At 37.5% G+C, this 25,179-nt stretch carries 28 protein-coding genes; 6 read left to right on the top strand and 22 right to left on the bottom strand.

Features of this window, described 5'->3' with window-relative positions; genetic code table 11:
- Window positions 1–32: 32 nt before the first annotated feature.
- A complete protein-coding gene (locus N8A89_RS04940) occupies window positions 33–1,241 on the top strand; it encodes a Pycsar system effector family protein (RefSeq protein ID WP_281541259.1) in 1,209 nt (402 codons plus the stop codon).
- Window positions 1,242–1,636: 395 nt separating this feature from the next.
- Window positions 1,637–2,080, top strand: a complete 444-nt coding sequence (locus N8A89_RS04935) for a BLUF domain-containing protein (RefSeq protein ID WP_281541258.1) — start codon at window positions 1,637–1,639, stop codon at window positions 2,078–2,080.
- A 152-nt stretch (window positions 2,081–2,232) separates the two neighbouring features.
- Here the strand turns inward: N8A89_RS04935 and N8A89_RS04930 are convergent, their stop codons facing one another.
- The gene (locus tag N8A89_RS04930) at window positions 2,233–3,690 is read right to left on the bottom strand and encodes a BLUF domain-containing protein (RefSeq protein ID WP_289645010.1); all 1,458 of its coding nucleotides are present in this window, start codon (window positions 3,688–3,690) and stop codon (window positions 2,233–2,235) included.
- A gap of 746 nt (window positions 3,691–4,436) precedes the next feature.
- Here N8A89_RS04930 and N8A89_RS04925 point away from each other — a divergent pair.
- Window positions 4,437–5,162: an energy transducer TonB gene (locus N8A89_RS04925; protein ID WP_281541255.1), complete on the top strand. Its 726-nt coding sequence runs from the start codon at window positions 4,437–4,439 to the stop codon at window positions 5,160–5,162.
- A 45-nt stretch (window positions 5,163–5,207) separates the two neighbouring features.
- Window positions 5,208–6,614 (top strand): cardiolipin synthase, encoded by a 1,407-nt coding sequence (cls, locus tag N8A89_RS04920; RefSeq protein WP_281541254.1) that lies wholly within the window; start codon window positions 5,208–5,210, stop codon window positions 6,612–6,614.
- On the opposite strand, the gene N8A89_RS04915 is transcribed toward cls, so the two are convergent.
- From N8A89_RS04915 to N8A89_RS04860, 12 genes are all read right to left on the bottom strand, one after another.
- A complete protein-coding gene (locus N8A89_RS04915; RefSeq protein WP_281541253.1) occupies window positions 6,609–7,616 on the bottom strand; it encodes a 2-hydroxyacid dehydrogenase in 1,008 nt (335 codons plus the stop codon). The genes cls and N8A89_RS04915 overlap by 6 nt on opposite strands.
- Window positions 7,597–8,259: a hypothetical protein gene (locus N8A89_RS04910; RefSeq protein ID WP_281541252.1), complete on the bottom strand. Its 663-nt coding sequence runs from the start codon at window positions 8,257–8,259 to the stop codon at window positions 7,597–7,599. The genes N8A89_RS04915 and N8A89_RS04910 overlap by 20 nt, the downstream gene beginning before the upstream one ends.
- Entirely contained in the window at window positions 8,256–8,747 is a 492-nt protein-coding gene (locus N8A89_RS04905; RefSeq protein WP_281541251.1) for a hypothetical protein, read from the bottom strand. The genes N8A89_RS04910 and N8A89_RS04905 overlap by 4 nt, the downstream gene beginning before the upstream one ends.
- 114 nt (window positions 8,748–8,861) lie before the next feature.
- Window positions 8,862–9,281, bottom strand: a complete 420-nt coding sequence (locus N8A89_RS04900; protein WP_281541250.1) for a hypothetical protein — start codon at window positions 9,279–9,281, stop codon at window positions 8,862–8,864.
- Between the two features lie 75 nt (window positions 9,282–9,356).
- A complete protein-coding gene (locus N8A89_RS04895) occupies window positions 9,357–10,727 on the bottom strand; it encodes an MBL fold metallo-hydrolase RNA specificity domain-containing protein (RefSeq protein WP_281541249.1) in 1,371 nt (456 codons plus the stop codon).
- 3 nt (window positions 10,728–10,730) lie between these two features.
- A complete protein-coding gene (locus N8A89_RS04890) occupies window positions 10,731–11,576 on the bottom strand; it encodes an ATP cone domain-containing protein (RefSeq protein ID WP_289645009.1) in 846 nt (281 codons plus the stop codon).
- Window positions 11,569–12,477, bottom strand: a complete 909-nt coding sequence (locus N8A89_RS04885; RefSeq protein WP_281541248.1) for a mechanosensitive ion channel family protein — start codon at window positions 12,475–12,477, stop codon at window positions 11,569–11,571. Before N8A89_RS04885 ends, N8A89_RS04890 begins: the two co-directional genes overlap by 8 nt.
- A 66-nt stretch (window positions 12,478–12,543) precedes the next feature.
- Window positions 12,544–12,957 (bottom strand): hypothetical protein, encoded by a 414-nt coding sequence (locus tag N8A89_RS04880; protein WP_281541247.1) that lies wholly within the window; start codon window positions 12,955–12,957, stop codon window positions 12,544–12,546.
- Between the two features lie 10 nt (window positions 12,958–12,967).
- A complete protein-coding gene (locus N8A89_RS04875) occupies window positions 12,968–13,807 on the bottom strand; it encodes a universal stress protein (RefSeq protein WP_281541246.1) in 840 nt (279 codons plus the stop codon).
- Window positions 13,808–13,931: 124 nt separating this feature from the next.
- Entirely contained in the window at window positions 13,932–14,777 is an 846-nt protein-coding gene (locus N8A89_RS04870) for a universal stress protein (RefSeq protein WP_281541245.1), read from the bottom strand.
- A 130-nt stretch (window positions 14,778–14,907) separates the two neighbouring features.
- Window positions 14,908–15,756 (bottom strand): universal stress protein, encoded by an 849-nt coding sequence (locus N8A89_RS04865; protein WP_281541244.1) that lies wholly within the window; start codon window positions 15,754–15,756, stop codon window positions 14,908–14,910.
- Between the two features lie 10 nt (window positions 15,757–15,766).
- Complete coding sequence (locus N8A89_RS04860; protein ID WP_281541243.1) at window positions 15,767–16,603, bottom strand: universal stress protein; 837 nt, start codon at window positions 16,601–16,603, stop codon at window positions 15,767–15,769.
- A 117-nt stretch (window positions 16,604–16,720) separates the two neighbouring features.
- On the opposite strand from N8A89_RS04860, the gene trxA reads away from it, so the two are divergent.
- Window positions 16,721–17,020 carry a thioredoxin gene (trxA, locus tag N8A89_RS04855; RefSeq protein ID WP_281541242.1) on the top strand — a complete coding sequence of 100 codons (300 nt, stop codon included), beginning with the start codon at window positions 16,721–16,723 and terminating at the stop codon, window positions 17,018–17,020.
- Here the strand turns inward: trxA and N8A89_RS04850 are convergent.
- Genes N8A89_RS04850 through N8A89_RS04840 form a run of 3 tightly spaced genes read right to left on the bottom strand, consistent with a single transcriptional unit; the run spans window position 17,017 to window position 19,440 of the window.
- Complete coding sequence (locus N8A89_RS04850; RefSeq protein ID WP_281543340.1) at window positions 17,017–17,535, bottom strand: ClbS/DfsB family four-helix bundle protein; 519 nt, start codon at window positions 17,533–17,535, stop codon at window positions 17,017–17,019. The two genes, trxA and N8A89_RS04850, sit on opposite strands and share 4 nt — an antisense overlap.
- 34 nt (window positions 17,536–17,569) lie before the next feature.
- Window positions 17,570–18,409: a universal stress protein gene (locus tag N8A89_RS04845; protein ID WP_281541241.1), complete on the bottom strand. Its 840-nt coding sequence runs from the start codon at window positions 18,407–18,409 to the stop codon at window positions 17,570–17,572.
- A 59-nt stretch (window positions 18,410–18,468) separates the two neighbouring features.
- On the bottom strand, window positions 18,469–19,440 hold the full coding sequence (locus N8A89_RS04840; protein ID WP_281541240.1) for an ROK family protein: 972 nt from the start codon (window positions 19,438–19,440) through the stop codon (window positions 18,469–18,471).
- A gap of 117 nt (window positions 19,441–19,557) precedes the next feature.
- Here N8A89_RS04840 and N8A89_RS04835 point away from each other — a divergent pair, with 117 nt between their 5' ends.
- The gene (locus tag N8A89_RS04835) at window positions 19,558–19,932 is read left to right on the top strand and encodes a hypothetical protein (protein WP_289645008.1); all 375 of its coding nucleotides are present in this window, start codon (window positions 19,558–19,560) and stop codon (window positions 19,930–19,932) included.
- Here the strand turns inward: N8A89_RS04835 and N8A89_RS04830 are convergent.
- The 6 genes from N8A89_RS04830 to N8A89_RS04805 all read right to left on the bottom strand — a co-directional run bounded on the left by N8A89_RS04830 (window position 19,852) and on the right by N8A89_RS04805 (window position 25,177).
- Window positions 19,852–20,712, bottom strand: coding sequence for a universal stress protein (locus N8A89_RS04830; RefSeq protein WP_281541238.1), 861 nt, complete (start codon window positions 20,710–20,712; stop codon window positions 19,852–19,854). The genes N8A89_RS04835 and N8A89_RS04830 overlap by 81 nt on opposite strands.
- A gap of 30 nt (window positions 20,713–20,742) precedes the next feature.
- Window positions 20,743–21,585: a universal stress protein gene (locus tag N8A89_RS04825; protein ID WP_281541237.1), complete on the bottom strand. Its 843-nt coding sequence runs from the start codon at window positions 21,583–21,585 to the stop codon at window positions 20,743–20,745.
- Window positions 21,582–22,451: a universal stress protein gene (locus N8A89_RS04820; protein ID WP_289645007.1), complete on the bottom strand. Its 870-nt coding sequence runs from the start codon at window positions 22,449–22,451 to the stop codon at window positions 21,582–21,584. The genes N8A89_RS04825 and N8A89_RS04820 overlap by 4 nt, the downstream gene beginning before the upstream one ends.
- Before the next feature lie 10 nt (window positions 22,452–22,461).
- A complete protein-coding gene (locus N8A89_RS04815) occupies window positions 22,462–23,307 on the bottom strand; it encodes a universal stress protein (RefSeq protein WP_281541234.1) in 846 nt (281 codons plus the stop codon).
- A gap of 99 nt (window positions 23,308–23,406) precedes the next feature.
- Complete coding sequence (locus N8A89_RS04810; RefSeq protein ID WP_281541233.1) at window positions 23,407–24,258, bottom strand: universal stress protein; 852 nt, start codon at window positions 24,256–24,258, stop codon at window positions 23,407–23,409.
- An 82-nt stretch (window positions 24,259–24,340) separates the two neighbouring features.
- Complete coding sequence (locus N8A89_RS04805; RefSeq protein ID WP_281541232.1) at window positions 24,341–25,177, bottom strand: universal stress protein; 837 nt, start codon at window positions 25,175–25,177, stop codon at window positions 24,341–24,343.
- Window positions 25,178–25,179: the final 2 nt, after the last annotated feature.

Genomic DNA, 25,179 nt, shown 5'->3' with positions numbered 1-25,179 from the left:
AGCTAATTTCAAAATATCTAAATTCCTAAAGTATGACAGCAATAGTAGATAAATCAGACAAATATATTACTCAAAAGTTGACTACCGAGACGTCGTCAGATTCACTATACCATAATTTGCGTCATACACAAAGGGTAGTTAATAGCGTATCAACTTTAGTCGAGGAAATTGGTATAGAGGACGAAGACGCAGAGGCCTTAAAGGTCGCAGCTTGGTTCCACGATGTAGGATACACCATATCCTATGACAATCATGAAGAAAAAAGTTGTCAGATAGTAAAGGAATTTCTTTCTAAAGAGGGATGTACGGATGACTTTATTGATAAAGTTCTTTCCTTGATCAGGGCTACCAAACGAAATTACCAACCGGAAAATCTTTTGGAAAAAATAATGAAAGATGCGGATTCTTCGCACCTGGCCAAAAAGAGTTTTTTAACCGCTTCGGAACTTTTAAGGGTTGAACTTTCTTCCTTAGGCATAGCCCATTATACGATTGATGAATGGCGCAGGGAAAACATTAGATTTCTCAATAATTCCCATCGGTTTTATACAGATTATGCCATCGAAAATTGGCAGAGTAGAAAAGATAAAAACCTTAAGAAGCTGATCAAAGCGAAGAAGAAAAGTAAAAAACTGGTAAAAAAGGAATCATTAAAAGCTAAGTACAAAGGTAATTTACCGGACCGCGGAATTCAAACGCTGTACCGGGTTACCTTACGCAACCATATTAAGTTGAGTGATATTGCGGACACTAAGGCCAATATCCTACTGTCTGTTAATGCTATAATCATTTCGCTGGCCTTGGCCAATTTAATTCCTAAACTGGATAATCCTTCAAATGACTATCTTATCTATCCAACGGCCTTGTTCGTCATCTTCAGTGTTGTTTCTATGGTTATGTCCATATTGGCTACTAAGCCGAATGTGACCAGTGGTCAATTCACCGAAGAAGAGGTAACTTCCAAAAAAGTAAACCTGCTCTTTTTTGGAAATTTTCATAAAATGCAGCTCGATCAATATCAATGGGCAATGAAAGAACTCATTAAGGACAAGGATTACATATACAGTAGTTTAACTAAGGATCTCTATTTTCTTGGGGTCGTCCTAGAACGGAAATATCGATTGTTACGATGGACTTATACCGTCTTTATGATTGGTATGATATTGTCTGTGATCCTATTTGCCGTTGCCTTAAAATTTTACGGTCCGGAAAGGGTTCTTGAGCTTCCGGAGTTACAGTAGATTTATTAATGGAGGAAAGGCTTAAGAATTTTAGGATTTATAACTTATCCCCTATTAAGAACACGAAACACATTAAAAGTCCTGCAATGGCAATTACGATGGAGAATTTAATCATTCTCACCAAGGAAAAATTAGGTTTGTTTTCTAGATGGTCTTTATTTATACTTCTCATGGCAATAACTAAAACCTAAAAATAGGTTGAGTAAGGATATAGGAATAGCTTTATGAGGATTTTTTTTTGCTTCATTGAATAATTACTGATTTTATCATAAACCATCGTCTTTTTTTATTTCTAGAAGGACTTTTTCATTTAATCAGCCTTTTTTCTTTTGTTAAGAGGTAATTTTTTGTCTTTGGTAAAGCTAACTTCGAATAATAACCTTAAAAATTGTTTTATGTTTTCGCTCATATATCGTTCAACAGCAAAACCGGACTTCTATCAGATGGATTTACGAACGATGATGGAACGGTCTAGAATAAACAACAAAAAGAATAATATTACAGGATGCCTTTTACATCATAATAATAATTTTGTTCAGCTTCTTGAAGGGGAGGAGAAAGTTGTAAGAAGGCTTTTTGGTAAGATTGCTAAGGATGAACGCCATAAGGACATTGTTCTTTTAAATTTGGAAGAAAACCTATATCCTTTGTTTTCTAAGTTCAGCATGGTTTATAACAATCTGGACGACTTATCCGACCAAATTAGGGATAAGCGTTTACTTTTTGACCAGATATTTCATGATTCGGAAATGGTTAAATCCCCTGGCTCTTCAAAATTAGCCCTCTGGGTACAAGTAAATAAGCTTCTGGAGGGTGAAGGACAGTTACGATATGGTTGAGTCCACAATAAAAAAGTTCCCTCCCAAAAATCAATTCCAATCAAAATGAATGATTGGTGAATATTTGAACAAAGGGATTTATCTACAAATATGCCTTACCTAAAGGTGATTTAAAATAAATAGGAAAAATAAGAGAAAAATTTAAATGGAATTTAGGCTGCAGAATCGCTAGAGAGTTTTATGATGTTACGCACTTTGCGCCATAAGCTTTCAGATGCAAGACTAGATTTATCTAGCTTACCTAGAACATGGCTTAGTTCTAAATTTTTAGTATCTCCCTGAATAGACACCTCTAGATTACCATCATCGCTCAAGGTGGCCATGGCCCAATCTTCAAAATCTCGTTTTACTTTGTAGCCTTTCCACATGATTTGAACATCTGTGTGTCTTTTATCTTTCGTTATATTTTCGTACAGTTGAAGAACCTCTTTTTTAGGGCCTTCAATTATTTGGAAAAATATATTTCTGTGAAATATCAGGCTACCTGTTATATTGAATTCCGGATTCATTTCCCTTGCAGTATTTACAATCCAATCAACCTGTTTGTTGGTTAGGGAATCCACAGCCAGTGAACGATAACTGATATCGAACAATAAATTCTCGTTCAAATAGTATTTCTTATAATCGCTTGGCAGCAACCCGTGCATTTCCTTGAAAATCTTGGAGAAATAACTCCTACTTTGATAGCCTACGCCGTAACAAACCTCAGAGATACTCATATCGGTGGCATGCATGAGCTCTTTGGCATGCTCCAAACGCAATTTTGTGATATAATCGTTTGCTGAGCTACCGTACAAATACTGAATTCCTGCCTGTATTTTCTTTGGAGACATGCTGAGATAGCCCATAATATCCTGCATGGTTATTTTTTCGGAAATATGATTAATAACATAATCCCCTATATCGGTAATTTTAGAAAGTTCCGACTTCGTTAATTGTGGTCTGAAGCTCTCCGTCCTGTTGTCTTGATCATGTGCAGCAATCTGTGAGGCCAGCATATTAAGGACCGCCCCTTCTGTTGTTAACCTACCTACAATATCCGTCCTTGAGTTCTTCACTATTATTTCTGCGTAAGAACCTATTCTAGTATCTATATCTCCAAAATACCGATAGGGGGGCTTACTGTCAAATTCTCCGAAGGTTTCTTTTAACTGCTCTAATAACCTGGTTTTACTCTGTATTTTGGAGTTGGCCAATTGTACCGGATTTATAATCAAGTAACAACATTTGTAATGTATTCCGCTGGGCACTACAAATTCAGAACTCGTTCCAGGTTCGCTGATAATAATGAAATTTTGATTTTGCTGGATAACCTGACGCTTTTTTTCTCCTGGAAATTTCTGAAATTGATGTCCGGAAACATTGTAACCAAAGTAGTAAGGTCTGTCCTTTGAAAATTCTAAATTTATAATAAGTTCATTTGCTAGCTCGATGTTATAAACCCATGCACTAAATCCAGGGATTAACTCATAGAGGCTTATATGACCTTTTCCATGTTGGTTATCTATGGTCATTTTAGCTGCTCCAAAATTCTCAATGAGATCACCATTGAGGTGGACAGAGAATTCGCGAAGCATTTTTAAAGGATTGTCTTCTTTTAACCCTAACATTAGATTGATATTACCTATCAAAATTAAAATAATTAAAGAAATTTGTTTAACATTATCGAGTTTAAAATGACACTATTCGGACATTTGATATTCGTACCAACACTGAATAACATTTTAAAAAAACCATGGAATCATTGGGTTTGAACAATGTTAAATCTTAAAATGATAGATTTTTCCAACCAATGTTAATGGGTACTAGGAGCAAAATTTCATTTAGATGACATAAAAAGAGAACAAGGTAATAATCTGATAACTACGAATTCACAGCTGCTAAGTTGGTTTATGGTATTTGTAAAAATTATGAACAGAGTGGCTTGGCAGTTGATTAATGTCACATTTCATTTACGATGGATCACATTCAGTGGATTAAGCTAATAGGTCTACCATGTAAGAACCGCTTATTTGAAAAATTCACTAGCAAGTAATAAAAAAGTGGTTTTCTTTTGAAGCCTACTTATTTACCAGCTTTTTGTCGTTTATTCTTTCTGGCAAGAAGATTAGACCCTCCGAACTTTTTCTTAGAAAGTAGCTTACATCTATTTTAACTGAAAGAGCTAAGAACTTGAAATTTCCGTTACTAATCAGATCAATAGTTTTAGTGTTAGAGAATAAGAGTTTTTAAGCTAGTGTACAAATATTAAATAATTCAGGTTCTCCAAGTCTTTTCAAGCAGATTATGAAACTGATAAATGTCATAGAATAAATACGCCCCTCGAAGTAACTTAGGAATAATAAATCCTAAGGTCATGAAACCCAAAAAGAATCCAAAAGCAGACTTGAACCGGGACAGTGGATTATTCTTTGTCTTAGGGTTGACATTGGTACTCTTCATTACTTGGAGGGCATTGGAGTACAAAAGCTATGATACCACCACAGAGGCCATTATTATTGCACATATGGTCGAACCTGATTTAGATGAGGAAGTCCCACTTATAGAAAATATAAAATTACCGCCCCCGGTTGCACCTCCTGTAGCCCCGGCCATTATTGAAATTGTGGAGGATGCGGAAGAAATTGAAGAATCGGTCATACTAAGTACTGAAACTGATCAAAATGCGGAAATTGAAGCATCGATTGTTTCTGTAGATGATATAAACGTTGATGAAGTGGAAGAGGACGTAACCGTACCTTTTGCCGTTATTGAGGATGTTCCTGTTTTTCCCGGTTGCGAAAAGGGTACAAGGGACGAACAAAGAGCCTGTTTCCAGCAAAAAATACAGGAACATGTCGTAAAAAATTTCAAATATCCACAAATTGCCCTTGAAATGGGAGTTCAAGGAAAAGTATATGTTCAATTTATAATTGATGAGCAGGGCCATATCACCAATATCAAATCAAGGGGTCCTGATCAACTTCTAGAAAAGGAAGCCCAACGCATCATAGCTTTATTACCACAGATGATACCTGGAAAGCAACGGGGAAGGGCGGTCAGAGTTCCCTACAGTATTCCTGTTAATTTCAAATTGATGTAAGGGTGACGCAAATTCAAAGCTCGCCAAAATCCAAAATAAAAATCTGTGTGGACCACTTTTTTTATTCTCATTTATCTACTTCTTGCCATTTCAATTGTCATAAGTATTCTATTACATGGTGCTAAACCATCTAAAACACTTTCTTGGCTCCTGGCCGTATTTACAATTCCTATTGGCGGTATTTTGCTTTACTTGCTTTTGGGAAGGAATCGAAGAAAGAATAAATTACTGAAGATAAAAAAAAGTGCATTTTTCAATCTACCCAAACCTACTACGGTTCACATGGCATCGTTACAAGGTAAGTATCGAAAATTGATGATGCTAGTCTATAGGAACTCACATTTTCCTCCAACCACCCATAATGGATTAAAGCTACTCAAGGACGGGAAAAGCACTTTTGAAGCTATTTTCAATGCTTTGGAAAGTTCCAAAACTCAGATACACTTGCAATATTACATTTTTGAGGAAGGAGAGTTGGCCGATCGGTTGTTAGTCCTTTTTGAAAAGAAAATAAAGGAGGGTGTCAGCGTTAGGATGATTTATGATGGTATCGGAAGCTTTTCCTTAAGTAAGTCTTATCTAAAAAAATTAGCTTCAATCGGGGTAGAAGTATATCCGTTTCTTCCTTTTAAATTTGGTCGATTTCTGTCCTCATTAAATTATAGGAATCACAGGAAAATTATTGTTGTAGATGGGACAATCGCCTTCACTGGTGGCATAAATATTTCCGATAAATATCTAAAAGGAGATACTGCTCTAGGAAATTGGCACGATATGCATCTCCGCTTAGAGGGACCTTCGGCTAACCATCTTAATTATCTATTTGCTATGGACTGGTTCTTGGTAAGTCAAAAAACAATTGAACTGATGCCACCCGAGGAGTTAGCAATTAATGATGATGCCGATAAACTCGTTCAGATTGTTTCTGGCGGGCCCGATGATGATTTTCCTGCACTGGAGCAAGCCTATTTTACTATAATCAATAAGGCCAAGAACTATCTCTACATTACAAATCCCTATGTAATTCCTGGACAAGCCATCATGCAAGCACTGCAGACCGCAGCACTTGGAGGAGTAGATGTTCGTTTGATGATCTCAGAAAAGGCAGATAGCAAAATCGTGAACTGGAGTGTGCGCTCCTATTTCGAAGCGCTTTTAAAATCCGGAATCAAAGTCTATCTTTTCCCAGATGGCTTTCTGCATAGTAAGATTATCGTCAGTGATGATTTGATCTGTACCATAGGTACGGCAAATTTAGATGACCGTAGTTTTGAGCAGAATTATGAGGTTAACGCTATTGTCTATGACGAAAACTTTGCAAAATTGTTGAAAGAAGATTTCCTCAGGGATGCCAATGTAAGTAAAATGCTTTCCTACCAAGAGCATTTAGTAAGACCATGGATTAACAAGTTACAGGAAGGTTTTGGTAAGGTCTTTAGTCCATTATTATGAGTTGACGAGTTCCAACCCCAATTCATTCTTACCAATTTTACCTTCTGCCCAAGAGTCTATATTGTCAAAAGTGATTTCTGCAATACGTTCCAATGCCTCTTTGGTTACAAATGCTTGGTGGGGAGTTAGGAGTACATTGGGGTAGGATAATAATTTTTTTAAACGTTCATCTTTAATTCCATCCTTGGAATTATCCTTAAAGAAAATTCCTTTCTCCTTTTCGTATACATCTGTACAATAACCACCAAGGTGCTTGTTCTCCAATGCATCAATCAATGCATCGGTTTCAACTACCGCACCCCTGGCAGTGTTAATCAAAATAGTTCCTTGCTTCATCAGCGCCAGTTTGTTCTTGTTGATCAAATAATAGTTGTCATAAGAAAGGGGAATGTGTAGGCTTATGATATCCGATTGATTACACACGTTGTCCAATGCGGTATAGGTAACATCACATAATTCTATAAGGTCATAATCAGGCTCAAGGTCATGGGCCAATATTTTACAGCCAAAACCGTGCATTATTTTAGCCATAATACTTCCAATCCTTCCTGTTCCAATGATACCAACCGTTTTGCCATGTAGATTGAAACCCATTAGGTCATCTTGTAGAAAATTGTACTGGTGCACTTGTGTGTCGGCCAAAACTATTTTTCTATTTAATGCCAATAATAGCGCTAAGGCATGTTCGGCAATGGCATGAGGAGAGTAGTCGGGTGCATTTGCAACCTTGAAACCGAAGCTTTTGGCTGTTTTAAGGCTAATATTATTATGACCGGAAGATCTAATGGTAATGTGCCTTACACCCATATCCCAAAGCTTCTCTAAGACAATAGAAGAGGCGTCATCTCCAGAAAAGATGCTGATGGCCTCAAAACCGACAGCCTTTATGGCCGTATCAGTATCCAAAGCCTCCTTTAGGTAGGTTACCTTATGGTTGTTTTTATTTGCTCTCTTTAAAAAGGGTATTTCAAAATTCTTAGCACTATAGACCAGTAACTTCATTATTCGCTTGCTTTTCTTTTCTGAATATTAAATCTTGTTCCTCAAGGGCCAATACTACGAGTTTGATATAGTCCTTTACCGACTTTTCTACGTTCTCAGGATCTGTAATATCTATACTGCCCCTCCAAATCATTGCTCTTTCTTTGCCCTCACAAATACAATAAAGTGTTGTCTGTGCATGGTATACCGTAAAAGTATCGTAGTAGCTTTCATCGTAATAGATTTCTTGATGGGTAAGGTAATCATCGTTGAACCTACCTTGGTAATTATCCCAACTGGAAATAGTTTTCATAAAACTCCGCCGATTTTCCGAACCTATGATCTTGGTAAAAAGGATGGCGTCAAACCCTTTATCCAGTAGACTTTGCTCTACGTCATCAAGTTCTTCTTCAGTTTTTCTGGAGTCGGTAAAATTCACGTCAAAAACATCCAAACTTGACATAGCCTCCACATTCCTTTTTGTGAATTCCCGTTTTAGCTGATCTTCAAAATTTGCTCTTGCCTCTTCATTTTGGGTCATTCCTACTATCAAAACCTTGTCAGCGTCGAACAATACGATATCAGGATTTTTCCAATTCTCCACTAGACTTACGGATGAGCAGCCAAAAATAAATACCACGAATACTATTGAAATTCTTTTCATAAATCCATCATTTCTTTATTGATTTTTCTAACCTCGTAATTTGGGTTTCCCAAGGCAATTTTTTGCTTGCCGTGTTTAAGGATAGAGGATAATTGGACAAAACCTTTCTTTTTAACCGTCCTGTAATCTAGAAGGTAATTGTTCATCTTAAGGAAAAGTTTCTTGTGCGTCTTTCTATACGCCTGTTCCATTTCGATTTGATCTACTCCATCCATCATAATTTCCAATTGGCCCATATGTTTTTGCACCTGTTTGAAAATGAGGTTCAATCTTCGTTTATTTTCTGCCAATGCATTTTTGAAATCGTTGATTCTACCAAACTCTTTTTTGTCCAGTGGTTTTATTGCAAAAGATTGAATTAGGTTCTTCAAAAATTCCTGTTCATCCTTAATAAAGGATAGCTCTGACAACCACTTTTTGGAATGTTCATGCATTTCACCTGCACTAAACCACTCTATGTAACTCTTTGCCGTTTGCTTGGTGCTCATTATGGATGCATTTTAATTATTTAGATATTTCAATAGATTAAAGGTATCGCAACCCGTAATGAATAAAAATGACAATAATCAGTTTTTAAAAGGGAAGGACTGCCCTACGGATGTCTATGGTTTACGTCTTTTTAAAATACCGCCCGCATAATTAAAAATTTCTGATTTCAATTTTCGGAAATCTTCAAAACAAGCGTCCACTTGGGACTGTAATTTGTCATGCTTGCGATAATAGGTTAAATCGCAAGCACTATCGGTACATTCTAACATGCCGCCTAAAGTGTTTTCGTGTTTTGAAATTTCGTCTCGCACCTTTTTCTTTGAGGTATCGATTTTCTTGATACGTGTTTTGTAATTCTGAAGTCGCTCAAAAAGATTGGGCGTGTTCGGTTCAAAAATATAACTGTCCATAAGACGGCCTATAAAAAGTAGCTCATCGTCCATAAATTGAAAGTTCGATTTCCAACGTTGAATTTCCCAGTGAAGTTCCTCTACTTTTTTCTCTTGACCTGTACTTATGTGTTCCTTTTCCATAGTTTAATGGGGTAATTTCTTAAATCTACTTTCCCCTATAAAAGCATACAATGACCTAAGTCAGAAAAGTACACTTTACACGAGAAACTCTTTTGTCTCCTTCAATTTTGGAATATGTGCTGTCCAACCTTTTACATCACGGATTTTTGACCTAAAGGCATCCAGAGCGGTAGGCTCGCCATGAACAAGAAAAACTTCTTCTGGCATATTTCTAATATTTTCCATCCATTGTAATAATCCTTGTTGGTCCGCATGGGCGGATAAGCTTTCCACATGTCTAATTTTTGCCTTAACAGGATAGTATTTGCCAAATAATTTAATTTCGTGGGCACCATCTAAAAGTTGTCTACCCCGAGTTCCCTCAGCTTGGTAGCCCACTAACAATACTGTAGTGGTAGATATATCTATGAGTTGCTTTAAATAGGTCAGCACCCTGCCACCAGTGACCATACCGCTACCCGCTATCACGATTTTTGGTCTAGGGTCATCAATAGTTTTCCAAGTATCGCCATAAGAGCTTATAATGTTAAAATGATTGCACATGGATTGATACGTGGTCATGGAAAGTTTATGCCAGTCTGGGAATTGTTCAAAAACGGATAGTACATTGTTCCCCATAGGACTATCGATGAAAATTGGAATATTGGGAATTTTGTTCTTCTTGTATAATTGCCAAAGCAGGTACATTAAGGATTGTAAGCGCTCCACCGCAAAAGAGGGAATAATAAGATTTCCCCTTTGGGTAATAGTTTCATTGACCAGTGCTATCATTATTTCTTCCACATTTTCTTCGGGATGCAGCTTATTGCCATAGGTGCTTTCCACAAAAAGATAATCTGCCCATTTAGGACGTTCTGGAGGCGCTAATAAAAAATCTTTCTCTCTCCCTATATCTCCTGAAAACACAAATACTTTTCCAAAAGCCTCTAGTTCTATAAAAGTTGCACCAATAATATGGCCATTATACCTGAATTTGAAACGGATGTGTTCGGATATCGAGGTCCATTCTTCTTTTTCTTCAAAGCGAAATAGGGCAATAGCTCTTTCTGCCTCCTTTACTGTATAAAAAGGTAACGCCGGATGATGACTGCTATATCCTTCTTCGTTAGCCCGTTCGGCTTCCTCCTCATGGATTTTGGCACTATCCAAAAGAATGATTCGCGTTATTGCTAGGGTAGGTGCTGTTCCAATGATTTTGCCTTTAAAACCTTCCTGGACCAAGCGGGGAAGATACCCCGTATGGTCTAGATGACCATGTGTTAACAATACAAAATCGATTTTTGAAGTATCGATGGGCAAGGGTTCCCAATTCATTTGCCGAAGTTCTTTTAGCCCTTGAAACATCCCACAATCTATCATTAGGTTCAGCTCGGGTGTTTCCATATAAAATTTGGAGCCTGTTACGGTTCCGGAAGCTCCTAAAAAATGGATTTTTATCGAATTCATATTCTAAGAACTACAGAGTTGTTTTATTTCTTCAAGAATCTTTTCTTTTCTGGGTTTGGATATTCCTAAATGATCTAAAAAGAATTTGTCCTTCCACAGTTGACGGCATAACACTACATCCCTGCTCAATAAAAATTGTTTTTCTCTATTAGTCAACAGGGTAGAAACCGTAATTGGATATAGGCCCAACCTGTCTATTCTATCTTTTAATCCATCGTTTTTGGGATAGTCCCAACTAAGGAGATACAGTCGGGCACATTTCCCATATTCTATGGCGTGTTCTGTAAAGCGCGTGTTGGTCACGACCCAACCCCTGTCCAGTGCTCTTGTTTCGTTTTTTTTAGCAGTCCAATGAGCTTTTACATCTTTGTATCGGGAATGTATGTAAAGTGGCACTTTTACGTTGCAGTTACGGCCTTCTTCACCATGAAATTTACATTCAATGATAGTGGTTTGTCCATTTTTTTCTGCAACCACATCTATTTCATGGGTTACACAAATTCCGTTCATAATAACGTCCACTTGAGTGGAATAGCCGGAATATTCCAGCAGTGCTCCTACAAAGCGTTCAAAAGGAAAACCTGTGGGACCAAGTTCGTAAATCGCTTTTTTCAATTTGTATTTGGAAGCAAATACCGACTTCTTCTTTTTAAGTAGGGCATAAGCCCTATTATAAATCTCATTGGTAGAGATACCTTCGTAAAGTTCATCACATACCTTGTCAACAATTTCTTCTATCAAATTGTGGTCAGCTCCACTATGTTTTAATGAATTACGAAGCTTATCCATAGAAAATTTAGCCTTTTCTCCAGATGATTTAATAATATCGATTTCGGTATCCTTATACATTTTGTTTTTTTAGATTCACTTCTAACTCCGGTATTTTCAGTAATTGTAAGGTGGTGGATGCCAAGGTGACTTTACCGTTTGTTTCAGATACAGCATTTACAATGTGCTGAAACAATTTGTGTTTAGTAGCTCTTCTCAATTTATAGTCTGTAATATACCTTAGGTTAACTGCTATCCAATTATCGGTAAGACTCACGGCCAAGGTTGGCTCTAATGTTGCGTTTTCTATATAGTACCGTTCTACCATATCCTCCCATTTAGTCTGGGAATTTTTGGTGTAATCAGAAAGTAGTTCCAACGCACTGTTCAATACGATTTGCTTTCCTGCTTCTAAATCGGAATCGTATGTAAATAGAATATTCAACTCATCCCAAACAAAAGGGAAATCCATGGAATAGTTTTTTATAGGGCCTTTAAAAACAAAGGCATTGCTGATTTTTACGATTCTACCAGAGTAATTATCGCTGCTTACCCATTCGCCCATTTCCATCATCGTTGTGTAAATACTATCTATGTCAATGACGTCCCCTTTAATTCCATTTAGTTCTATTCGATCTCCAGGTTTGTAGACACGAACGAAAAAGATGTAAAAAGAACCTGCTATACTTAAGATTAATTCTTGTAGCGTAAATGTAATACCAGCCGTGAACAGGCCTATTATTATAGTGTAGTCCTCAAAGTTTTGTACCGTAAACGATATAAGGATCAATAGTCCAATTAGTACATATCCAAATACTTCAACCCCTTTTTGGGCCTTGTATCGGATAGCAGCGTCATTGATTTTTCGTTTTAGTAGCTTCCTGAGAAATCCTATGGCCAATACAATGAACAGCACCCAAAGTATTAGTTTTGTTGCTTTGACAATGACAGGGTTTTCAAAAAAATCTAAAAGCTCATTCATAGCTATTAATTTGTTAAGCCGCCAAAACGATTAGGCTGTACCGGTCCTTGTAAAGACAATAAAGAATTACCTTTGCTGTCTATAATAGTCTCTGACTAAAGCTTTTATTTGATTTTCGGTCATACTATCCACTTTTTCCACGCTTTTCAATTTGGCCGCTAAGTCCTTATGATTGCTTGTCAATTCTTTTCGGAACTTCTCATTTGTATCCGCCGGTCCGAAAAGGGCAATAGCATCTGCATCCCCAATAGCATCCACCAATTTGCTGAAGTAATTTTTTAATTGATGCTTTTCCCTCTCCAAATACTTACTGTCCTGGACTACATCTTGTGGGCCCCATTTTGCCGATTTTGTTCGCGATCCACCTGAGGGTTTAAAAAAGTCCATTTCCGACAGAATCGTATTAAATGTTTCCTGTTCGCCATCGAGACTTATAACGTGGGCCTTTTCCTTATCCATCCAAATACCAATATTCTTCATAACTTTTATTTTAATGTAATGCTAAAATGGGAACGGTGGCATCATAGCCAATTTCTTTGACCAAGGGCTTGGAAAATACGCTCCCAAAGAAAAAGTGCTTATGGTTAATGAAGGCCACCATGTCACTATCCCTGCTTTCCACAAACGTCATGATACCGTCCGAAACGTCTTTTTTGGACAGGGTGTGGAAACTATGGTCTACGGTATCTAGTATCTGTGCCAATAAGAGTTTATTGTTTTCCTGCAACGTCGTCAGGGTATCCTTCTTGGATACATAAAGTATTCTTATGGATGCTTCGTGCATTTTCGCAATCTCGATAAGGTATCTTAGTTCCTTACGTTTAAAATCGGACTTGTAGTTTGTTGGAAACACGATTTCATTGGGTGCCGAAAATCGTACATCTTCAGGCACGGCAAGAACTGGACATTCCCTTATCCGCTCCATGGCCAGAACCGTATTGCTTCCAAAAATTACACCTTTCGCCCCCGTGGCACCTTGAGTTCCCATGACCAGTAAATCAATATCTTTTTCTGCTATAGTCTGCTTCAATGCCTCGGAGAGAAAGTTGAAAGTAGATATCGTATGGTAGGAATGTTTAGGGTTGTCATGATGAAGTTCTAGGATATCCAATAGTTTTTCAAATCCTTTTTTGGATTCTAATTTTGCGGACTCATATGCTGCGCTTCCAGGTTCTGGTATCATCAATGTACTAGTCGTATAATTGTCCAAACGGAAAACGTTCAGAAAATAGAACTCACAGTTCAATTTTGAGTAAAGGTCAAGGGCGTACCTTATTGCGTTGAGCGCATTTTTAGAGAAATCCGTAGGCACTAATATTCTTTTATCCATAATTTTTTACATTTTATATAGGGTAAATGTAAAGGCACATTTTAAGTCTGCCTATGACGATTATCAGTTGCTATTTAGAATTGGAAAGCATTATATGCTGAAGCCACATGGTGCCATTGGGCCGTTAGGATTTTTCCGGTATTACTAGAAAAGGAATATCAATATTAAAAACCATTTTCTCTATAATGGGTTCACGCAACATTTTTTCTAAAAATCCATGCTTGTTGTTTACCATGACCAACATATCTATACCTGTTTCTTTTATAAAAACCTCAATTATTTTTGCTTTGCTAATGAAATTGGGCATATGGTGAACAGCAGTTTCCGTGGGTTTTAAGTAGGACAAAAGTTCGTCTAGATTAGACTGTTGGGATTTATCCATTTGCTCCTTCTCATCAATATGTACTATTTGTATGGGAGTACCATTAAGAAGGGCTATGTGTTTTAATGGTTCCATGTCATTTGCCGTAAAGGATTTTTTCAAATCGGTAACGAATGCAATTTGCTTTGGTACAGCATATGAGGTATTTTTTGCAATGGTCAGAACCGCACATTTGTTTACGTGATGTAAGGTCTGGGTAGCTGTTTTTCCTAAAAATAGTGGGATACTACTCTTTTTCCCTTTGTTACCCATTACAATTAAGTCGATATCAAGTTTATCAACTAGTTTATCTATAGCGTGAATCAAATCCTTACGTTTAGCGAGTAGCTTATAAGTATGTTTTTGGTTTTCCCCTTGCTTTTTTATTCGATTAACGAAGCGTTCTAGACGGGTTGTTGCTTCTTCCTTCCAATTCTGTAATTTTCTCTCTTTTGCATCCTCAATACTATCGCTTTTGAAGCCTTTCTTCTCCGTAAAGACATTTAAAACAAAGAATTGACATTCCTCATTTTTCAAAAGCTCACTTGCGGAGGTCAAGGCATGAAAAGCGTTGTTGGAAAAATCCGTAGGAAGGAGTATTTTTTTCATTGTAGAAGTATATTTTATTTTGAAAAATTATAAGAAATGAAGTGCCTGTCATAGTATCACCTTAGCCTATAAATTCTGTTTAATTTCTAGTTTATAATGGAAGTACTTAATGTGTAGCAAACAATAAGCTTTATTCATTCGTAGGGAGAATCAAAAATGGAATACCGGAATACATACTTACATCTTTTATAACCGGTTCATGAGTCAATTTTTCAAAGAGTTTGTGCTTATGGTTGACCATGGCGTACAAATCTACTTTTAGGTTTTTCAAAAAAATATCTATAACCTTGGCTTTATCATCGAATGCTTGCATCCAGTGAAAGCTGTGGTCAAAACCCTTAAGACAGAGTTCCAAAAGTTTTCTATGGGATTCCTGTTCATTGTTTAAAATTTTCTCCTCGGTAATGTGCATCACCCTGATCGAAGCCTTGGAGAGTGAAGCTAAAAACAGTAAAGGACCAATAGCCTCTTTGTCACAGCCCTTCTTAAAATCGGTTATGAATGCAATTTCCTTTGGCGGAGTAAAATCCATTTCTCCAGGAATGGCTAGAACGGGACACTTGTTTATTTGCTTTACCGTTCGTATCGTATTGCTCCCAAAAAAGATGTCCGCAGCTTCGGTTAGTCCCTTGTTGCCCATAACCACCAAGTCTATATATTTTTCATCAATGGTTTTGGCGATTACTTTTGATATGATCCCTTTTTTTGATAGTATTTTAAAATTATGTTTAGAGTTCTCATCGTCCGTCACTATTCTATGAAGGGTGCTCGTCAATTTTTCCTTGGACTCTATTCGCAGATGTTCCATATGTTTCTTGGTACTGAATAATTTCGGCTTCTTGCCTTGTAGAGGAGTATTTTCATTATATACATTTAGTATATGAAAAGTGCAAGGTTCGGCTGCCAACAATTTAGCTGCATAAAACAGTGCACAATACGCATTGTTCGAAAAATCGGTTGCCACGAGAATGTTTCTCATACTATTTTCTTTATTCGGGTTGCAGGACTAGAAACGGCACCGTCACGTGACAACCAATTTTTTTGATTACCGGCTCTATGAACAATCGTTCCATAAAAGTGTGCTTATTCTGTACCATGACCAATAGGTTTATTTTTGACTTCACCTGAAAGTCGTTTACTGCTGCTATTACGCCATTATTGGGAACTTCATGAAATAATGCATAATTACCTAAGAATTTTTCAAGCTGATCTTTATGACTTAACTGTGCCGTATTTAAATCATACCCTGTGCGCACATGCATTACGTTTATTCTGGATTTATGCAGAGAAGAAATCGACAGTAAAGGTTCCAACATGCTCTTTTCATACGCTGTTTCATAATCCGTGGGAAACAAAATTTCCTTTGGCGCTTCAAAACTGAATTTTGGAGGTACGGCTATTACTGGAGAATAAGCTTTCTTAATAACGTGTACCGTATTAGTACCGAACAGAATTTCCTTAGCCCCCGTTGCTCCTTTGGTACCCATCACAATCAAATCTATTCTTTCTGCCTTTACCATATCGGAGATTTCACCTAATAATGTATTAAAGGCTGAATGGACAATTATGGAATGCTTTTGATTTTTATACTGTTTTTCCAATTGGTCTTTTAATTCTTCCAATTGGGATATACTATTTTCTTGCATTACATCGCCCAATCCAATTTGACCTGGACTACCAACCAGATATTCCGTGTGATAAATAGGAGGCGTGTAGGTATTCAATAAGTAAAATTTACACTTTTCATCCTTAAAGGTTGATAGGGCGTAGACTATGGCATCATATGCATTGTCTGAAAAATCGGTTGGTAAAAGAATTCGTTTCATAGCCCGTAGTTTATGATTACGGTATAAAACTAGGGGAGAAGAAATCTAAAAACCATGATATTGGTCAGTTGGCGCAGTTGTCAATTTTGGTATTTTTATAGTTTAAAATATAAATGCATGAAAAGTAGTTTTTCCAAAATCATTAATTCGGAGACTCCCGTTTTAATAGATTTTTATGCCGATTGGTGTGGACCCTGCAAGATGTTGGCCCCGATTTTAAAACAGGTTAAGGACGAAATGGGGGAGGCTATCAAAATTGTAAAAATAGATGTGGACAAGAATGGTTCGATCGCCTCAAAATATAACGTAAGGGGAGTACCCACTATGCTATTATTTAAAAAGGGAAAACAATTGTGGCGGCAGTCCGGCGTTTTGCAGAAGAACGATATTGTACAGGTTATTAAATCCCATTCCTAAGTTTGGCCCTTTTCCTTCTGTTTTAAGGCTTTCCTAATAAGTTTATAGGCCCAGTCGTAATGGCTGGAAGTTACTGAAATTAGGTAGGAGCCTAACGAAGTGGAACCAGTCCATTTGTACTTTTTCTTTTCGAATAAATCTTGGTCTGAATGTTTTTCAATAAGTTCTTGAACGGAATTATAAGAAGCATCCAACAGTTTTCTCACCTCCATAAAAGAAGCGTTCTCATATTTTTTCTGAATAGCTCGATTTAGGTCGGGTAAAGTTTTCCAAGTGTATCCCAAAGAAGGTATATCAGGTTTTTCACCTGCCATTCCCGTTTTGTACCATTCCAATAGAAGCAGATGCCAGTGGTGTAGGTGGGCAAGAACATCTGTAATATTACGGTTCAAATAGCCTTTCGGGAATTCTTCTTTGCGCTTTATTTCTGCAAACGATTCAACATATTTTAAAAGTTTCTTATAGTTCGCTTGGCTTAAAGCTAGTAGTTCTTTTTTAGTCTTGGGTCTTGGCATGATCTTATAGACATATACTAGGCTGTTCCAGAATTCACTCATGAACTACGAGGAAAGGAACCGTAGTATGGTAGCTAATTTTTTCAACTGTGGGCCTAAAAAGAATACGTTCTATAAAATTGAGATTTTTGGCTACCATTACGATCATATCTAATTCGCGACTTTCAACAAAATGTTGGACGGCCACGTCCAATTTTTTACCCGTTAGGGTATGAAAAGAGCATTCCGTGCCAGATAGATATTCCTTTAAGAACTCTTGATTCGTAATCTGGGTACGGGTAAGGTTAACATCTTTGGAAGTAACGTACAAAACCCTTAGTGCCGATTTATAGAGCATTACCAATTCCTTAATATTTTCCATTACTTTAGTACCGTAGCCCAATATATAGTCAGTTGGAAATCCTACTTCTTTTGGCCTGCTGAAGACGGCGTTTTCCGGAACGGCCAAAACCGCACAGGGCACTTTGGTGATTACATTTCCCGTATTACTACCCATGGAAATAGCCTTAAGGCCCGTTGCACCTTTTGTACCCATAATTATCAGGCCAATGTCCTTGCTTTTAACCTCTTCTTTAATATAATCGGTAAAAAACCCGTACAAAACTTCAGTTTGAAAAGTATGCTTTGGGTTTACGGGCAAACGTTCTATCCGCTGCAATAATTTATTCATTTTTTCCTTGTTCTCGCTTAGAATACTTTCCTCTAGTATTTCCGGAGCAACGAACATAGTAGCTTCCCCACCTGAATGTGCCGTAACGGGATGAACATTTACAAGATAAAAGATGCATTGCGTTTTTTCGTAAAATGAAATTCCATAAGTAATGGCATTCCAAGCATTTTCTGAGAAATCGGTCGGTATAAGTATATTCTTCATCTTTGGTAGCGTTTGAACTTAAATGTATCGGTGTTTTTGAAACTTACAAATGACAATCGTCATATAACCGTTGTCCTCTCCAACGCTGTCCAAGCCAAAGCTGCCGGACCCAAAACTGCATCAGCACTGGTGGCTTTCGATAACAGTACACTTATTTTGCCTTTATAAGCGTTGAAAAGATGATTTTCCATACTGGTCTTTACAGGATTTAGAAGTATTTCACCTGCTTTGCTCAAACCTCCTGATAGTATAAATGCTTCAGGGTCTAAATGGGCAACGGTATCCGCCATTTTACTTCCCAATATTTCCCCGGTTCTTTCAAAAGCTCTTAAAGCGATAACATCGCCGCTTAGGGCGGCATCTGAAATTGCTGTTCCGGTCAATTCCTCAAAGCTAAGGCTGCGCAAGGGTGAATCTTCCCGCATGTTCGATATCAACTCAAAAACAGTTCTTTTAATCCCGGTTACGGATGCATAGGTCTCTAGACAACCGTGTAGACCACAGTTGCATTTACGCCCATAAGGGTCTACATTTACGTGCCCAAGTTCTCCTGCCACACCATGTTGGCCTATTACCAATTTGCCATCCACGATTAAACCACTGCCGAGTCCTGTTCCCAATGTAAGCGTAACAAAATTTTTCATGCCTTTTGCAGCACCATAAAGCATTTCACCCAAAGCCGCAGCATTTGCATCGTTTGCCAAAGAGACGTGAAATTCAAACGCTTGTTCTATAGATTTAGATATCGGGGTGGCCGGACCCCATTTGAGGTTAGGTGGGTTTTCAATTTGACCTGTGTACGGATTAGCATTTGGCGCACCAACACCAACGGATAGTATTTTGATATCCGGACCTGAATTTGAAATAAGGTTGTCTACCTCTAATTTCAATTTTTTCATAAAGTCCGGAAATGGTTTCTGGGCCTCGGTTTTAAAGACTGTCTTTGTAACTATGGTTCCTGCCTGTGTTACCAGCCCTATTTTTGTAAGGCTTCCGCCGATATCTATGCCTAATACTACCTCTTGTACCATAACTTTTTACATTCATGTACAAATAAAAAAAACATAAAGTTTCTTTCAACTGATTAATATCATTTTAGATGTTAGTACCTGTTATTATTTTGCATGTTAACCCAAAAGATATACACTATGAAAGCCCACGCCACTCTTAAAAATTTAGACTCCGAATCCTGTAAGCCCGTAATTATTAGAAACCTGAATCGTATTTTGGATATTCGGATTCTTGATATTGATGTGGAACGCGGTATTCTTCATTTTCTTTGTAACGGTCAGTTGGCCTTGGATAAGGTAAAAAAGGAACTGTCTCGCATTGGATTCCCTGTACAGCAGTGTGATGATGAAACAACTAACAATGCTGTACATAGAGCAGGTAACCCTCCCACTATCTTTTTTTTATCGGTAAAGAAAGGAAGCCTTATTTCTTTAGCGGTCAATAAGGGGAATTACCAGGAAAGGAACTTCAGTAGAAAAGGCAATTCTATTAATCACGTTCTCCCTGGTTAATCGCTCAAAAAAGCTGTGCCAATAGTTCACCATGGCTATCAAATGAACTTTCTCATTTTTAGCCGTATAGGATTGGATGGCATTCGAAATCTTTGATTCTCCTTTGACCTCTACAAACTGGTACGGTATACCTTCCAAACGTTTGGTCAAAATATTCTTACTGGTCTCTTGTTGTTGTGACAACTTTTTGCCCATATCCACATGAAGAATGATAATTTCACAATCCCATAATTTCGCTAAATCTATCAGCGGATTTAGTTCTGCCTCCGCGTATACATGTTCAAAATTAGTTGCAAAAACTAGCTCTTCTGGAATTTCAAAATGGTAATTCTCGGGAACGGCCACAATGGGGCAGAAATCGAGATTTTTTATGACGCTTACCGTATTACTTCCCATGAAAACCTCTTTTACCGCTGATGAACCCTTGGTGCCCATAAAAATATAGTTCCCGTTATTGTCGATAAAAGTTTTTCCCAACGCATTTAATAAGGAGTCTCCAATGCTCAGGCCTTTAAATTCGTGCAAGCGATTCTTGTTTTCGGATTTTAATTCTTTCAACAACCTCTTGAGGCTTCGTTCGGATTCCTCTTTTACAGCACGGTACAAACGTGTGTTCTTTGCCTTACCCATGGTGCTACTCAACCCCGATGCTCCAACTTCAAAGGAATTTAAGACATAAAAAATACATTCTTCCTTCTCAAAGAGATGTGTGGCATAATCAATGGCATTTTTCGCGTTTACCGAAAAATCTGTAGGTAAAAGTATATGCTTCGATTTCATGATTTCTAAAATTAAATTTAATTAATCCTATTATTCGGGTAAAACCAATAAAGGTACCTCGGTATGAAATGTCATTTTTTTGACCACTGGTTCTCCTATAAATTTTTCCCAGAATGTATGATGGTATCGTATCATGACCATCATTTGTACCTCTGTTTTTTCTATGAACTTTTCAAGGGTATGGGCTATGTTAGCCTCAAAGTCGATATTAACGAAGGTTACTTCCAAATCCGCCAAACGCCCTTTTAATAGATTCTGATGAATGATTTGTTGATCGTTCAACGCAAACTCTACTGCTACGTGAACGATTTGAATTTTGGTTTTCCAGAGCGATGCCAATTCTATCAAAGGCAGTAGTTGGTGTTTTTCGTATTTTTTTGAAAAATCGGTCGGGAAAGCCAATGATTTTAGCGATTGAAAATTATAGTCGTCCGGTACGGCCAAAATGGGACAGTCCTTTATTTTTTTCAACACCTTTACTGTATTACTTCCCATAAAAACCTGGTTAGATCCAGTTGCTCCTTTAGTGCCCATACAGACTAAATGAATATCTTTTTCCGCAATAAATTGTGCTACCGCTTCTTCTACGGTATCCGATTTTGAAACAGGCTCAAAACTATGCTTTGGGTTTTGATGATGCTCCCTCATATAGTCCATCACCTTCTGAAGTTCCTGTGTAGAGTATTCTGACAAAGAATTATAGATTACTCCCAGTCTTTGTTGGCTTTTACTACTCAACAGGTTTAAGGTTTTTGGTGTGTACGCGTGCAAGAGATAAAATTTGCATTCTACATCGGCATACAATTTTACCGCCGTAAAAATGGCATTCCAAGCGTTGTCGGAAAAATCAATTGGGACTACGATATTTTTCATGGTTTGGTAGTTTTAGTATCAAGCATTTCCGGGATGGCCAAAAAGGGAACAGTAGTGTGAAAACCTATGGCGTCTGTATTCTGTTGAATCAGCAGTCGCTCAAAAAAACTATGCTTTCTTTTCATCATCACTAAAAGTTCATTTTCATGTTCCGCTATATATTCGTGGACGGCATGGGGCATCAATTTCCCCCTTTCCTCCACAAACAGGGGTTTGAATTTTTTAAAATAACGAACCAGCATCTCTTTATTCATCTGCTGTTCATCGGCTAAATCATAGTCTTCCTTTATGTACAAAACGGTCAATTTTGCTTTTTGGGCGCTAAGAAGATTGGATAAAACTTGCAGGTCCTTCTCTTTATAGGATTTAGCATAGTCCGTAGCAAATACAACAGACTTGATTCCACGGAATTTAGACCCGGCAGGAACGGCCAACACGGGGATTTTGGATTTTCTGATGATATGAACGGTATTTGTACCTAAAAATATTTCTTTGGCACCCGTAGCACCTTGGGTTCCCATAACGATCATGTCAAAATCCTTGGTTGCGGTAAGCTCCATGACTTCATTGGTTAAGGTGTTAAAAGCTGAAAGGGTCTCGAATTTATGTTTAGGATTTTTAAATTTCAGGTTGATATTGATCATGGTTTTTTCCAGACCTGCCTGTGCAACATCTACGCCCATATCTGGAAGGGCACTGTAGGTTGGGCCACCCAACATATAATCCAAGCGGTAAAAAGTAGGCGTGTAGGTATGTAGTACATAAAATTTACATACTTCACTTTTAAAAAATTCTAAGGCATATGTAATTGCGTTCCAGGCATTATCTGAAAAATCTGTGGGTAGTAATATCTTTTTCGTTTTCATCGCGTTATAATTATCTGGGAAGGTTCTGCATTACCAAAAATGGAATTTTAGGGTGTAATCCTATTTCATCTACCGTTGACCGGTACAACATGTCCTCCAGGAAGGAATGTCTTGCATTAACCATTACAAGAAGGTCCATATCGTTTTCAGTAATAAATTCCGTAATGGCCTCTCCTTTATTCTTTACAGGGGTCCGTTTAAAATACAGGTAGGCGTCTGGCAATGATTCCTGTAAGAAACGTTTATTGTCCAATTGTCTATGACTAAGGTTCTCAAAATCTGAAATATAAAGGCAGTGAATCTCTGATTTGAATTCAGCTGCCAGGGTGTTTAAAAGTTTTAATTCCCTTCTTTTATAAGGCAATAAGTAGTCTGTTGGAAAAACAATCTTTTTTGGTTGTTGGTATTCATAATCCTCTGGAATGGCCAATACTGGGCAAGACACATATTTAAAAACTTGTACGGTATGACTGCCAAATGTGATTTTCTTATTCGCAGTTTGACCCTGGGTACCCATAATGATAAGATCCACATTAATCTGGTTAGAAAAATCGTTTACTGCATCTACTAAGGACTCAAAAGCGCTAATAGTTTCAAATTTATGTTTTGGGTTGTGGTACTTTTTGGTAAGTTTATCTACCAACTTTTTTAGAGATTCATCTACATTTTTTTTAATGTTTACTTTTTGCTCTTCAAAAGATTTTCCTCCGTTTTTCTTGAATGGTCCGTAGACCTCATCGGCATATGCATGTAAAAAATAAATGGTAGCCCGTTCACATTTATAGAGTTGTAATGCATATGCAATGGCATGCATAGCGTTAGGTGAAAAATCTGTTGGAATTAGTATGTTTTTCATAGTATGCGTTTGTGACGTATTAAAAATATCGCCATTAGATGTTATTAGCTATGATATATATCATCAGGTGTGGCGTATATGTGGTTGAATAAATTTTTGTCATCCTTGAAGCGATAAAAGTGGAATGCTCGTTTCAAAACTTACTTCTTCTACAGCGGTGTCCAAGAACCACTTTTGAAAAAGACCATAGTCCTTTGATATCATTATGATTAGATCTGCATTTATACTTTCGGCAAAAATCCGAACCCCATCTTCTATTTTTCTGGATGCGACCCTTTGAAAGCTAATGGGGTTTGGCAAAAGTTTTGATAGTCGCTCTACCAATGACTTTTGCCGCTGCTCAATTTCCTCGAAAAGTGGGATATGTGACTTGGTTACATATAAAAGCTTAATCTGGGTTTTTTGCGAGCTTATCAAGTTTGCTGCTTTTTTTAAGATGGTATCGTTGTAGGTAATTTCAAAGTCAATAGGGAATACCAATTTTTCAAATCCTTCATACTTTGCTTTGTCCGGAATGACCAAGACATCGGCCTCTACTTTAGTTATTACATCCCCGGAGCGGGTTCCCGTAAAAAACTCTTTCAATTCCGATGCGCCATGCGTCCCCATGACGATGAGGTCTATTTGCTTTTCTAGAATTTGTTTTCGAATTGAGTTTAGAAAGGTGCCGTATTCACGAATCGTCGTAAAATTATGATGCTTTCTTTTTGATGAAATCGACGATATAAATTTTTCCAGATCCTTGATCTTTTTATTGATGGACTTGTGTTCTTTTTTTACCAATACATTGGTTCCGAGCTCATAAGCCGGTTTTTCTACAAAATCCGAACCTTCTACATTAACGTGAAGGATATAAAATTGACAAGAAGTATCTTGAAATAGGTCCAGCGCATACCGAATTGCATTTTTTGAGTTTGGAGAGAAATCAGTGGGAATCAAGATTCTTTTCATCGGTCTTGCTTTTACTATTTCTGTAAAAGTAGCCGCGAGAGGACATATAAACTATGATTTTGGTCAGTTCAATGATACTCGGTTATTCATGAAGTACTAACAGCGGAACGGTGGTATGAAAGCTTAATTTTTCGATTGAAGTATCGAACAGCAGCTGTTGAAAAAAATTAAGGTTCTTAGCTACCATGGTTAGCATTTCAATGCGGTTATCTGCTACAAAATTCACGATAGCCGACTTAATATTTCCGTCTGCTACACTATGGAAACTGTGGGAATTAGGCAAGGTTTCCTCCAAATAATCTTTCAAATAGGTCCTATTTGTTGCTTGGGCCGCAGTAAGCGACGTTGTACCTTGCGTTACGTTCAAGACCTGTAAATCGGCATGTGAAATCCGTATTAGTTCAGTTAAGGTTTTTAAAATTGGATACGTGTAAAACAGGTTATAATCTGTTGGAAAGGCAATTTTTTGAGGCGTTTTAATCGTTGCGTTTTCAGGTATTACCAAAACATTGCAGAGAACTTTGGTAATAACATCCCCAGTATTACTACCCACAATTACCGCCTTAAGGCCCGATGCGCCTTTGGTTCCCATTACTATGAGATCTATTTTTTTCTCTTCTACGGTTTTACGAATAATAGAGATAAAATTACCGTATTCCTGGAGCGCAATAAAATGATGGTTTTCCTTTACAGGCAATTCTTTAATTCGTTTGGAAAGCAAGGTCAATCTTTCTCTTATAGAAGCATTTATTTTTTTAACGGGAAATGCAAAAGAATTACTTTCCACTTCAGATTCTTTTAAATCGCCAATATGCAAAATATAGAAGGAACATGACTCTTTCTTAAATAACTCGATGGCATATGCTAACGCATTCCAGGAATTATCTGAAAAATCTGTGGGTATTAATATGTGCTTCATTC

It is taken from the genome of Maribacter aestuarii (genome assembly GCF_027474845.2).
Classification (GTDB): domain Bacteria; phylum Bacteroidota; class Bacteroidia; order Flavobacteriales; family Flavobacteriaceae; genus Maribacter; species Maribacter aestuarii.
This window is presented reverse-complemented; position numbering and strand designations above follow the sequence as displayed.